General features: G+C 65.3%; 11 protein-coding genes. 8 read left to right on the top strand and 3 right to left on the bottom strand.

Annotated elements, in window-relative coordinates; genetic code table 11:
- The first annotated feature begins 105 nt into the window (after window positions 1-105).
- The 4 genes from V7P99_RS07625 to V7P99_RS07610 all read left to right on the top strand — a co-directional run bounded on the left by V7P99_RS07625 (window position 106) and on the right by V7P99_RS07610 (window position 3999).
- Window positions 106-1395: a selenium-binding protein SBP56-related protein gene (locus tag V7P99_RS07625; RefSeq protein WP_333794202.1), complete on the top strand. Its 1290-nt coding sequence runs from the start codon at window positions 106-108 to the stop codon at window positions 1393-1395.
- A gap of 256 nt (window positions 1396-1651) precedes the next feature.
- Window positions 1652-2158 carry an SCO family protein gene (locus V7P99_RS07620; protein WP_333794201.1) on the top strand — a complete coding sequence of 169 codons (507 nt, stop codon included), beginning with the start codon at window positions 1652-1654 and terminating at the stop codon, window positions 2156-2158.
- On the top strand, window positions 2155-3327 hold the full coding sequence (locus tag V7P99_RS07615) for a cytochrome-c peroxidase (protein WP_333794200.1): 1173 nt from the start codon (window positions 2155-2157) through the stop codon (window positions 3325-3327). Before V7P99_RS07620 ends, V7P99_RS07615 begins: the two co-directional genes overlap by 4 nt.
- 81 nt (window positions 3328-3408) lie before the next feature.
- Entirely contained in the window at window positions 3409-3999 is a 591-nt protein-coding gene (locus V7P99_RS07610) for a rhodanese-like domain-containing protein (protein ID WP_333794199.1), read from the top strand.
- A 21-nt stretch (window positions 4000-4020) separates the two neighbouring features.
- Here the strand turns inward: V7P99_RS07610 and V7P99_RS07605 are convergent, their stop codons facing one another.
- The 3 genes from V7P99_RS07605 to V7P99_RS07595 all read right to left on the bottom strand — a co-directional run bounded on the left by V7P99_RS07605 (window position 4021) and on the right by V7P99_RS07595 (window position 6065).
- Window positions 4021-4716: an MgtC/SapB family protein gene (locus V7P99_RS07605; protein WP_333794198.1), complete on the bottom strand. Its 696-nt coding sequence runs from the start codon at window positions 4714-4716 to the stop codon at window positions 4021-4023.
- 149 nt (window positions 4717-4865) lie between these two features.
- Window positions 4866-5531, bottom strand: coding sequence for a ChrR family anti-sigma-E factor (locus tag V7P99_RS07600; protein WP_333794197.1), 666 nt, complete (start codon window positions 5529-5531; stop codon window positions 4866-4868).
- Window positions 5532-6065, bottom strand: coding sequence for a sigma-70 family RNA polymerase sigma factor (locus tag V7P99_RS07595; protein ID WP_333794196.1), 534 nt, complete (start codon window positions 6063-6065; stop codon window positions 5532-5534).
- Between the two features lie 284 nt (window positions 6066-6349).
- On the opposite strand from V7P99_RS07595, the gene tkt reads away from it, so the two are divergent.
- The 4 genes from tkt (at window position 6350) to thiD (ending at window position 11529) form a co-directional block, all read left to right on the top strand.
- On the top strand, window positions 6350-8365 hold the full coding sequence (gene tkt / locus V7P99_RS07590; protein ID WP_333794195.1) for a transketolase: 2016 nt from the start codon (window positions 6350-6352) through the stop codon (window positions 8363-8365).
- A 72-nt stretch (window positions 8366-8437) separates the two neighbouring features.
- The gene (locus tag V7P99_RS07585) at window positions 8438-9637 is read left to right on the top strand and encodes a phosphoglycerate kinase (protein WP_333794194.1); all 1200 of its coding nucleotides are present in this window, start codon (window positions 8438-8440) and stop codon (window positions 9635-9637) included.
- A gap of 251 nt (window positions 9638-9888) precedes the next feature.
- The gene (locus V7P99_RS07580) at window positions 9889-10701 is read left to right on the top strand and encodes a cytochrome c biogenesis CcdA family protein (protein ID WP_333794193.1); all 813 of its coding nucleotides are present in this window, start codon (window positions 9889-9891) and stop codon (window positions 10699-10701) included.
- Window positions 10702-10704: 3 nt separating this feature from the next.
- Window positions 10705-11529 carry a bifunctional hydroxymethylpyrimidine kinase/phosphomethylpyrimidine kinase gene (gene thiD / locus V7P99_RS07575; protein ID WP_333794192.1) on the top strand — a complete coding sequence of 275 codons (825 nt, stop codon included), beginning with the start codon at window positions 10705-10707 and terminating at the stop codon, window positions 11527-11529.
- The last annotated feature ends 186 nt before the right edge of the window (window positions 11530-11715 follow it).

Here is an 11715-nt window from a genome sequence, read left to right as displayed (position 1 = left end):
GTTCGCGACACATGGGAATCCCCTAGCGATTCTGTAAGCTCGGAAAAGGCTCTAGCCTTCACCATGTAACCGGAGACGGTTGGCATCGGCGAAGGAGGACGCGACGTGAGGAACCTGGTTAAATCCGGTCTCGGCATAGCGGCGTTGCTGGTCGCGGCTTCGCCCGCCCTTGCGGATGAGACGTGCAACTCTCCCTACACCCTGAGCCTGATCAAGGGGCAGGAGGATTTCCTCCACGTCTGGACTTTGGGCGAGATCGGTGTCGGTGACGAGTCAGACAAGCTCGTCACGGTCGATGTTCAGCCGAGCTCTCCCACCTATGGCAAGGTTATCAACTCGATCTCGGTCGGTGGCCGTGGAGAGGCGCATCACACCGGGTTCACCGACGACCGGAGATATCTCTGGGCCGGCCGCCTGGACGACAACAAGATTTTCGTCTTCGACCTTGCCGATCCGGCCAAACCGAAGATCGTGAAGACGATCACGGATTTTGCGGAGAAGACCGGCTTCGTGGGGCCGCACACATTCTACGCAATACCGGGCCGGATGATGGTGCAGGCGCTCTCCAACACGCGCACGCACGACGGCCAGACCGGCATCGCCGTCTACAACAACGGGGGAGACCTCGTCTCGGTGCACCCGATGCCGCTGGAGAACGGCGGTGACGGCTACGGCTACGATATCGGCATCAACCCGCAGAAGAACGCCATGCTGACGTCGAGCTTCACGGGCTGGACGAACTACATGATGGATATGGGCCAGATGATCAAAGATCCGGAGGCCATGAAGCGCTTCGGCAAGAGCATGGTCATGTGGGACTTCAAGGCCATGCAGCCGATCTCCATTATGGAAGTTCCAGGCTCGCCGCTCGAGATCCGCTGGTCGCTCAAGCCGGAGGACAACTGGGCCTTCTCGGCGACGGCGCTGACCTCGAAGCTTTGGCTCATCAAGCAGGACGAGACGGGCGCGTGGGTGGCCAGGGACGTAGCGACCATCGGCGACCCGGCCAAGATTCCGCTGCCCGTCGACATCTCGATCTCGGCCGACGCCAAGGGCCTGTGGGTCAACACCTTTCTCGATGGCACGTCGCGCTATTTCGACATCTCGAACCCGGAAGCGCCGAAGCAGGTTTACGCCCGCAAGATGGGCAGTCAGGTCAACATGGTCTCCCAGAGCTACGATGGGAAACGCGTGTATTTCACGACGTCGCTGCTCGCCAACTGGGACAAGAAAGGCGCCGAGAACGAGCAATGGCTGAAGGCGTTCGACTGGGACGGCAAGCAACTGGTCGAGAAGTTCACCGTGGACTTCAAGGCGCAGAAGCTCGGCCGCGCGCATCATATGAAGCTGTCGGCCAAGACCAAGGCCGCAGCAATCGGAGACGAGCGTCGATGATCGGGCAATTCGCGAAGGAGCCTGACCGGCTCTTGCGAGCATCGGAAAAGGGACAGTAGCCTTGCCGCAGGGCGGTAGCACGGGGCGGCGACGGTTCGCTCACCTTTTGTGGCGTGCAGCCACAGCGGCCCTGCTCCTTGCGTTTGCTTTCTTTGTTCCTGTCGCCTCCGCAAATAGCGCGCAGGCCGCAAACGCCCGCTTCCCAAGCGCCGGCACGTACAAACTCCACCGAATTCAACCGGCCGCGTCCGGCTGGGTGCTCGAGGACAGCGCTTGGCTTCCTCGTCGGCTATCGAGCTTCACGACCGGCAAGGTGACGCTCTTCTCCTTCTTCTACGGAACGTGCCGCGACCCGCAAGGCTGCCCCGCCGCCTGGAACGCGTTCAGCGCCGTGCAGGAGGCCGTGAAGAAGAACCCCAGGCTGCATGGCGAGGTCCGCCTCGTCTTCCTCAGCCTCGATCCCGAGACCGACACGCCGGACATGATGGCATTCTTCAAGAACGCGAAGAGCACGCCCGAGGCGTCGTGGGAGTTTCTTACCACCTGGTCAGCCTCCTATCTCGCGCCGATCCTCGACGGTATGTTCGTGCAGGCCTCGCGTGCGCTCGATGAGAAAGGCAAGCCGACGGACGTCATCAATCACATGCTCAAGGTTTTCCTGATCGACCGGGATAGCTGGGTGCGCGAGATCTACACGACGAGCTTTCTCGATCCCGGTGTCGTTCTCTCCGACATCGAGACCCTTCTGCTGGAGGGCAAGTGAGCGCTCTCGGCGAGGACGCCATGAAGGCAAGGCGATTGCCGTCCGTTGCTGCGTCGCTGTGCGGATTGGCCTTGGGGATCCTGCTTGCGGGCGCCTATGGGCCGATGGGGGCGAGGGCGGATGCAACGAATGAGACCGCCGTTCCCCTCGGCCTTCCGCCGCTCGAAGCGCATCAGCGGCCCGTGACGGAGCAGGTGGCGCTCGGGAAGAAGCTCTTCTTCGATCGGCGGCTGGCGTTCAACAACACGAACTCCTGCGCCATGTGCCACATCGAGCAGCAGGGGCTGACCTCCCACCAGTCCGCGACCGCGATCGGCATCGAAGGGCGCAGCCTGAACCGCAACGCGCCGGCGCTCTACAACGTCGCCTATCAGAAGACGCTGTTCCACGATGGCCGCGAGACCGATCTTGCACAGCAGGCGTGGGGGCCATTGCTGTCTCCGCTGGAGATGGACAACCCGTCCATCGGGCACGTCGTCGATAAGATCCGCGCGCTCGATGACTACGCGGGCCTGTTCGAAGCGGCCTTCGGCGGGCGCATGGCGTCAATGGAGACGATCGGGCAGGCGCTCGCCTCCTATGAGCGCACGTTTCTCTGCGGCAACTCCCGCTTCGACAGATGGTATTTTGGAAAAGAGGAGAAGGTTCTCACGGCCGACGAGATGAACGGCTTCCGCGTCTTCACGAGCAGGGGCCGGTGCGTATCATGCCACACCATTGGCGAGACGTCGGCGCTGTTCACCGATCACGGGTTTCATGCCACGGGCGTCGGCTATGCTGGCGCCGCAGATGACGGCATGCGTGTTGCGCGGATCGAAATTGCGCCGGGCGAGTTCATCGAAATGAAGCACGCGGACATGGCCTCGTTCAGCGCCCCGCGCAGCAACGACGTGGGGCGCTTTTCCATCACGCTCGATCCGAAGGATCGCTGGGCCTTCAAGACGCCGAGCCTGCGCAATGTCGAGCTCACGTATCCCTACATGCACGACGGATCGCCATCGACGTTGGAAGACGTGGTGGCGTTCTACGACAAGGGCGGCATCAAGCACGATGGCGAAAAGGTCCTCGAGCCACTCGGCCTGTCGGAGAAGGAGAAAGCCGACCTCGTGGCTTTCCTGAAGACGCTGACGAGTGAGGAGGACAGGGTCAAGATCGTGGGCTATCGGTAAGTCGAGACACCGCTTGGAGCGGTAGGCTCATGCTGTGCGGCGGGTTCCGCCTTCGGCCCGTGTGAGAGTAGGGAGATAATCATGTTCCACCGCACCGGCATCGTTCTGGCTATCGCGGCATTCCTCGCCGCTGCTGCACCGGGGCTGGCTGCCGGCCCCGACGTTCCGGAGTCCAAGCGAACCGTTCTCGGAAAATACCTGAGCGCCGAGGAGGCCTACGCCGAGCTTGGCTCCGCACGCGAGCGCATCCTTTTCGTGGACGTGCGCACGATCGAGGAGATGATGTTCGTCGGCAGCACGGACGCGGCCGATGCCCTCGTCCCGTTCGCTGAGGTGAAGCATCCGCCGACCTGGGATGAGAAGCGGGGCAGCCTGGCCTTCGTCCCCAATCCGGCGTTCGTCGCGCAGGTGGACGCCGCGCTCGGCAGAAAAGGCTTGGCTAGGGACGACAAGGTTTTCGTCATGTGCCGTTCGGGCGAGCGCAGCGCCAGGGCCGTCAACCAATTGGCAATGGCTGGCTACAGCAATGTCTGGAGCGTCTACGACGGGTTCGAGGGAGATCTCTCGAAGGATGGGCGGCGCTCGGTGAACGGCTGGCGGAACGCCGGTCTCCCGTGGTCGTACACGCTCGACAAGGCGAAGCTGAGGATCAACCCGGCGCCCCTGCGGTAGGTAAGGCACCGCAAACAACTCTCAATCGCCGCTCGGCGAGATGCGAAACTCGAGCAGATCCTGCCGCGCGCGCAGCTTGCCGGCGAGAGCCCCGAGCGCGTCCTTCTGGGCGGTGCGGATCATCATCCGGTATTCAAAGTACCCAGCCTCGCGATCCATCCGATAGCTCATGTTCGAGATGGAGAAGCCCTGCTTTGCAAGCAGCTCGCGCACCTCTGCCTCGGCAACCGGCTGATCCTTGCTGAAACGCAGAGCGAGCTGCGCGAACATATGGCTCGGAATCCAATCTTCGATGTGGCGGAAGACGTGCAGCGTGCCAAGGGTCGCGAGCGTGGCGAGCGTGGCTGGATAGAAGAAGCCCACGCCATAGAGGATGCCGATGGCAGCCGTCATCCAGATCGACGCCGCCGTTGTGAGGCCCCGCACCGTGAGCCCATCCTTGAAGATGACGCCCGCGCCGAGGAAGCCGATGCCGGTCATGATGCCCTGGGCAATGCGCGTGGGGTCGGTGCGCACAGTCTCCATGGGCACGGCCGTGCCAAGCCAGTCCCACTGGTAGGCCGTGACGACCATCAGCAATGCGGAGGCGAGGCAGACGAGGGCGTGCGTGCGGAAGCCTGCGGGCCGGCCATGGAAGCTGCGTTCGAGTCCGATGAGGCTACCGGCCGCCCACGCGGCGCCGAGGTGAACGGCGATTTCGATGATGTGATGGTTCATTGTGGCTTTCGGGGCAGGGGCCCGGTAACGGTTCCGTTGATTATGGGACCGTAGACGGACGGCGGGTCGCTGCGAACGATGAAGTGCTGCTGAAAGTCCGAGCTTATGTGCAAAGCGCAGTTTCGCCAGCAGAGGGCCAAAACTCTAGCTTAGAGGTTGAAAAGGGCCTGCATCAGGCGAGGGATGCGATCCCTAAAGACGAGCCTCCGTTCGGTCGCCGTCAGGCAGATGCAGCCCTTTTCCGGGCAGGCTACAGGCCCGCAGGCCACGCCTTCGTCGAGATCGGCGACGTCGCCCCGCCGATAAGTGCCAAACTCGTCCGTATAGCCGCCGCGAAGGATGATCGTCAGCTCGCAGCCGGCGTTCTGATGCGGCAGCAACGTGTTGCCGGGCGCGATCTTGAACAGGCGGAGATCGCCGCCACAGGCTTTCGAGAGCGGCACGCGATAGGTCCACACGCCGGGCGCCACCCAGCGCCATGGCAGATCGTCGAGCCGTTCGCCGATCAGCGCCGCGAGCGGCGGCGGCACGTCGCCGGAGCACTCCTTGCAGGGCGCGCCCATCCAGCGGTCGTCGACATCCGTTTCCGCCTCGCAGGCGCGCATCGCTGCGATCGGTGCCGCCTCGCTGAGCTTCGCCGGCTCCAGCATGTCGAACAGCGCCGCCCCGATCTTCTGCATCCGGCGCACCTCGGCGCAGCACTTCGGGCAGAAGGCGAGGTGGGAGGCGATGACGGCCGCGCAGGCCTCCGGCTGGCTGCCCGCCGAGCAGCACATCAGCGAGGCGATATCCGGATGATGCGTGATCGTCTCCATTTATCTCAAGTCCTCGAGTGCATCGCGGATCTTCTGGTAGGCGAGCCGCATGCGCGATTTTACCGTGCCGAGAGGGAGTTCGAGGCGCGTGGCGATCTCGCTGTGCGAAAGACCTTCAAGAAACGCGAGGCTCACGACTTCGGATTGCTCCGGCGGCAGCTCGGCGAGAATGGCGCGCACGCGGGCGGCCCGCTCGCGCTCGGAGAGCTCCTCGTCGGGCGCCGGATCCTCGGACGGGCGCTCGTCGTTGTTTTCGGGCAGAGGCTGCCACACCACCTCGCGGCGCAGCCGGTCGATGCGGAGGTTGCGCGCGATGGTGAAAATCCAGGTCGTCGCGCTGCCCTTGTCGTTGGAATAGAGCGCGGCCTTGCGCCACACGGCGAGCAGCGTCTCCTGCGCCAGCTCCTCCGCGGTGGCGGGATCGGCGCCCTGGCGCAGCATGTAGGATTTGACGCGCGGCGCATAGGTCTCGAAGAGCGCCCGGAAGGCCTCCACGTCGCCGTTCGCTGCGACACGCTGCAGGAGATCAGCCATCGTCCTCGGAGATTTGACCGCGAGGGGACGTCCGGTGCGTCCCTCGTAGAGAACCCGAAGCATAGCCGAACCTCGCTGCCAATCCCAGCGGCGCCCGCAAAGCCGCTGGCACCGGCCCCCCATCTCTCAGGCTTCGTTGTTCATACGCACATTTCGGCCGGGCGGATCTGCCACGGTGCCTTTTTGCGGGACCAAGGCAAGGGTGCGACACCCCAGGGCGGGTAGACGCGGTGCCGCCGCGCCGCTAAATGTGCGCCACCATGGCATGTGCAGGAAGGATCGTGATGGGCGAGGTGCAGGAAAAGATGCTGGCAAATAAGGTCGGCACCCGAGACATGGCCAATGCCATCCGGGCCCTTGCCATGGACGCCGTGCAGAAGGCCAACTCTGGCCACCCGGGCATGCCGATGGGAATGGCGGACGTGGCGACCGTGCTATTCCAGGAAGCGCTTCGCTTCGATCCCGCGGACCCCACCTGGCCCGATCGCGACCGTTTCGTGCTGTCCGCCGGCCACGGCTCGATGCTTCTCTACTCTCTTCTTTATCTCACCGGCTATCCCGGCATGGACGTGAGCGAGCTCGAGCGTTTCCGCCAGCTCGGCGCCAAGACCGCCGGCCACCCCGAATATGGCTACGCCCCCGGCATCGAGACCACCACCGGCCCGCTGGGCCAGGGCCTCGGCAACGCGGTCGGCATGGCGCTTGCCGAGCGGCTGCTCAATGCCCGCCTCGGCGACGAGCTGGTCGATCATCGTACCTATTGCCTCGCCGGCGACGGCTGCCTGATGGAAGGCATCAGCCACGAGGCGATCTCACTCGCCGGGCACCTGAAGCTCGGTAAGCTCATCGTGCTGTGGGACGACAACTCCATCTCGATCGACGGGCCGACGAGTCTGTCCGTCTCCGACGACCAGCTGGCGCGCTTCAAGGCCTCGGGCTGGAACACGCTGCGCATCGACGGCCACGATCCGAAGGCCATCTCCGCCGCGCTCGCCACCGCACGAGCCGACGCATCGGCTCCCTGGCTCATCGCCTGCAAGACCGTGATCGGCTACGGCGCCCCGACCAAAGCGGGCACGTCGTCCACGCATGGCGAGCCGCTGGGCGCCGAGGAGATCAAGGGCGCGCGCGAGAAGCTCGGCTGGGGTGCCGCGCCGTTCGAGATCCCGGCGCCGGTTCTCGACGCCTGGCGGGCGCTCGGGACCAAGGGCGCAGCCGAGAACGCCGCCTGGAAGCAGCGCCTCTACAAAGCACCCGACGCGGCGAAAGCCGCCTTTGAAACGCCAGCGGCCACGTCCCGCGCCAATGCCATTACCGCTGCGGTCGCCGCCGCAAAAACGCAGTTCGCGGCTGACACGGCCAAGCGCGCCACCCGCGTGTGGTCGCAGCTCACCCTTGAGCATCTGGTGCCCGCGGTGCCGGAGCTTCTCGGCGGATCGGCGGATCTCACCCCGTCGAACGGGACGCGCACCAAGCACCACAAGGCGATCGCACCCGGCGATTTCGCGGGCGATTACGTTCACTACGGCGTGCGTGAGCACGGCATGGCGGCCGCCATGAACGGCATCGCGCTGCATGGCGGTTTCATCCCCTATGGCGCCACGTTCCTCGTCTTCACCGACTACTGCCGCCCCTCGATCCGCCTCTCGGCGCTGATGCATCAGCGCGTCGTCTACGTGATGACGCACGACAGCATCGGGCTCGGCGAGGATGGCCCCACGCATCAGCCGGTCGAGCATCTGGCTGCGCTGCGCGCGATTCCGAACCTCGCCGTGCTGCGTCCGGCCGACGCGCTGGAGACGGCGGAAGCTTGGGAGATCGCGCTCTCCAATCCGACGAGGCCGACGCTTCTCGCGCTTTCGCGCCAAGCGGTTCCGACGGTCCTGCGCACGGATGCGGGCGCCGAGAACCTCACGGCGAAGGGCGGCTATCTCGTCAGCGGCGGCGGGACCAAGCGCGACGTGACGCTGATCGCCACCGGCTCCGAGGTCGGCCTCGTCGCCGAGGCGGCGGCCGCACTCGCCAAGGAGGGTATCGTGGCCGCTGTGGTCTCGCTGCCATCGTTCGAGATCTTCCGCGCCCAGCCGGAGCCCTACCGGAACGAGGTTCTGGGCTCGGCACCGCGCATCGCTGTCGAAGCGGCCGTCGCGCAGGGCTGGCATGAATGGCTGCGGCCGGGCGACCGCTTCATCGGGCTCTCGGATTTCGGCGTTTCGGCTCCGGGCCCCAAGGTCTTCGAGCACTTCGGGTTAACCGCCGCCAAGATCGCCGAGGCAGCGCACGCGATCGTAAAGAGCTAAGGTTCACCCGGCCGTGGGAGTGTCGCGTGGCGATCCGGGAGGGCGACGCGCGCCGTTGATCGGAAGGTTTGAATGAATCTCGACAAGCTGAAGACGACCGAAGGCCTCGACCTCGAGGGCAAGCGCGTGATCGTGCGCGCGGATCTCAACGTACCGGCAAAGAACGGCGCGGTTACCGACGCCACGCGCCTCAAACGCGTCATTCCGGGCCTTACCGACCTTGCAGGCCGCGGCGCGCGCGTCATCGTGCTCTCGCACTTCGGTCGCCCGAAGAACGGCCCCGATAAAGAGAACTCGCTGGCGCCGATCGCAAATGCGCTTGGCAGCCTCGCGGCACGGCCCGTCGCCTTCGCGCACGATTGCATCGGCGAGGCGGCCGAGGGCGCCGTATCCGCGCTGGCCAATGGCGGCATTCTCGTGCTCGAGAACACGCGCTTCCACAAGGGCGAGGAGGCGAACGATCCCGGCTTCGCCAAGGCGCTGGCGTCGCTCGGCGACGTCTTCGTCAACGATGCCTTCTCGGCGGCGCACCGTGCTCACGCGTCGACGGAGGGCATCGCGCGTCTGATGCCGAGCTATGCCGGCCCCCTGATGATGGAGGAGATCAACGCGCTCCGCACAGCGCTCGATGCGCCGCGCCGCCCCGTTGCGGCCGTGGTTGGCGGCGCCAAGGTATCGACCAAGATCCCCGTGCTCACCAACTTGTCCGCCAAGGTCGACAAGCTGATCATCGGCGGCGGCATGGCGAACACCTTCCTGCTTGCAGGCGGGGTCGAGATCGGCAAGTCGCTCGCCGAGCCGGACCTTGTCGAAACGGTGCACGAGATCATGCGCGCGGCCAAGGCGCGAAGCTGCGAGATCGTGCTGCCGCAGGATCTCGTCGTCGCCGAGCGCTTGGAGGCGGGGGCACCGTCCCTCACGGTGACCACCATCGAGGTTCCGCCCGACGGCATGATCCTCGACGTCGGTCCGAAGACGGTCGCCCATTACACCGACGTGCTGTCGCGCTGCGAGACGCTGCTCTGGAACGGTCCGCTCGGCGCCTTCGAGATCGCGCCGTTCGGTGAGGGCACCTTCGCGCTCGCCCGCGCCGCAGCTGAGCGCACGAAGGCCGGCACGCTGGTGTCGATCGCCGGCGGCGGAGATACGGTGGCAGCTCTCAACGCCGCTGGCGTCGCAGGCGACTTCACCTATGTCTCGAGCGCAGGCGGCGCCTTCCTGGAATGGCTGGAGGGGCGCGAGCTGCCCGGCGTGGCCGCCCTGGCGCGGTAAGGATGAGCTTCGAATGAACATGGCGGTGAGGTTGTCTGCGCTTCTCCTCCCCCCTTGTGGGGGAGGCCGGGGGGGACGGAACCCCGGACGCCAACGTTCTGGCTTCCCCCCACCCCTAACCCCTCCCCACGAGGGGGAGGGGAATAACGACACTTTGTCCCTTCAACTTTCCCCGGCAGGCAGACGTCAGAAACAATCGCACGGCGATCCCTTTCTGCTGAGGTGGTACGTCATGCAGAGGGTGCGATCAGATGTTCGCTGAAGCTCATCTCTATCTCGGCGTGGCGCTGGCGGGATTGGTGAGCTTCCTCTCCCCCTGCGTGCTGCCGCTGGTGCCACCGTATCTCGGCTATCTCGGCGGCACGACCTTCGAGCAGCTCTCCGACGAGAAGGGCCTCGAGCGCACGGTGTGGCGGCGCGTCGTGCTGGCGTCCATCTTTTTCGTGCTCGGCTTTTCAACCGTTTTCATCGCTCTCGGCGCCAGCGCGTCGCTCGTGGGACAGTTCATCCAGATCTGGCGCGCCGAGCTTTCGTTCGCTGCCGGCATCGTCATCATCCTGTTCGGGCTGCACTTCCTCGGCGTGTTCCGCATCCCGTTCCTGCTGAGCGAGAAGCGCTATCACGCGAGCAACGAGGGCGCGAGCCTGCTCGGCGCCTACGTCATGGGTCTCGCGTTCGCCTTCGGCTGGACGCCCTGCATCGGTCCGATCCTGGCGACCGTGCTGGCGCTCGCCGCCAACGAGGGAAGTCTCGGGGCCGGCGTGCGCCTGCTCGCCGTCTATTCGCTGGGTCTCGGCGTTCCGTTCGTTCTGGCGGCCGTTGCCATCCGTCCGTTCCTGTCGTTCCTGCAGCGCTTCCGCCGCCATCTCGGGCTCATGGAGAAGATCATGGGACTTGCGCTGGTGCTGACCGGGATCGCCTTCCTCAACGTGTTCGAGTGGTTCTCGATCCAGGCCCTCGGACAATGGCTGATCGAGACCTTCCCGGGGCTCGCACGCATCGAGGAGACGTTCACGCCGGAGCAGTTGCAGCGTGACCTCCGCAACTTCACGCCGGGAGGCTAGCCGGTGGCCGAAGAGCCGAACGCGACCCCCATCGCGCTCACCATTGCCGGGTCCGACAGCTCGGGCGGCGCCGGCATACAGGCTGATCTCAAGACGTTTACGGCCCTCGGCGTCTATGGCGCCTCCGTGATCACGGCCATCACGGCGCAGAACACCCAGGGCGTGCAGGATGTGCTCGCCCTGCCGGCCCCGATCATCGCCTCACAACTGTCCTCCGTCGCGTCCGATCTCGCCGTCGGCGCTATCAAGACCGGTATGCTTGCTGACCGCACGACGGTCGACACGGTCGTGGACGGGCTCGCAGCCTTTGCGGGCGTGCCCCTCGTCGTTGATCCGGTCATGGTTGCAACCAGTGGCGATGTCCTGCTCGCGCCGGATGCCGTCGCAGCCGTGCGCACACGGCTTCTCCCGCTCGCGGCCGTCGTCACGCCGAACCTGCACGAGGCGGCACGCCTGCTCGACGCGCCGCTCGCCAAGACGCCGGATGATCTCGAAGCGCAGGGCCGCCGCCTGCTTGCGCTCGGCCCCGGCGCCGTCCTCATGAAGGGCGGCCATAGCGAAGGGCCCGAAGCCGTGGACATCCTCGTGCTCGCCTCGGGCTCGCTGCGTTTCGCCCGCCCGCGCATCGGCACGCCGAACACGCACGGGACCGGATGCACTCTGGCCGCGGCCATTGCCGCCGGGCTCGCCCGGGGAGAAACGATTCCCACGGCCGTGACGGCGGCGAAGGACTTCGTCTGGCAAGCAATCGCTGCCGGCCGCCACATCCGCATCGGCAAGGGAAGCGGGCCGGTGGATCATCTTTTCGGTCTCAAGCGACGGCCGTAGATAGCAAGCGCGGAGCCGGCGAAGGCACGGCGAGCGGCTTTTGCAATGCGAAAAACGTGCATTTACTATGAACTTCCCGAGAATCCCTCCGTATCAAGACAGCATGGCAGCGCGAATGTGGCATCCCTGCATCGCTTTTTTTGGAATGAAGCGCGTTTCGATATCTGCGCACTTGAAACCCCGCTA

Origin of the sequence: Hyphomicrobium sp., from assembly GCF_036780825.1 — a bacterium.
In the GTDB taxonomy this organism is placed as follows: Bacteria; Pseudomonadota; Alphaproteobacteria; order Rhizobiales; family Hyphomicrobiaceae; genus Hyphomicrobium_C.
This window is presented reverse-complemented; position numbering and strand designations above follow the sequence as displayed.

Bases quoted from the DNA above. Each gene is read 5' to 3' on its own strand.
- V7P99_RS07610 (WP_333794199.1), top strand. From the start codon at position 3,409: ATGTTCCACCGCACCGGCATCGTTCTGGCTATCGCGGCATTCCTCGCC.
- V7P99_RS07605 (WP_333794198.1), bottom strand. From the start codon at position 4,716: ATGAACCATCACATCATCGAAATCGCCGTTCACCTCGGCGCCGCGTGG.
- V7P99_RS07600 (WP_333794197.1), bottom strand. From the start codon at position 5,531: ATGGAGACGATCACGCATCATCCGGATATCGCCTCGCTGATGTGCTGC.
- V7P99_RS07595 (WP_333794196.1), bottom strand. From the start codon at position 6,065: ATGGCTGATCTCCTGCAGCGTGTCGCAGCGAACGGCGACGTGGAGGCC.
- tkt (WP_333794195.1), top strand. From the start codon at position 6,350: ATGGGCGAGGTGCAGGAAAAGATGCTGGCAAATAAGGTCGGCACCCGA.
- V7P99_RS07585 (WP_333794194.1), top strand. From the start codon at position 8,438: ATGAATCTCGACAAGCTGAAGACGACCGAAGGCCTCGACCTCGAGGGC.
- V7P99_RS07580 (WP_333794193.1), top strand. From the start codon at position 9,889: ATGTTCGCTGAAGCTCATCTCTATCTCGGCGTGGCGCTGGCGGGATTG.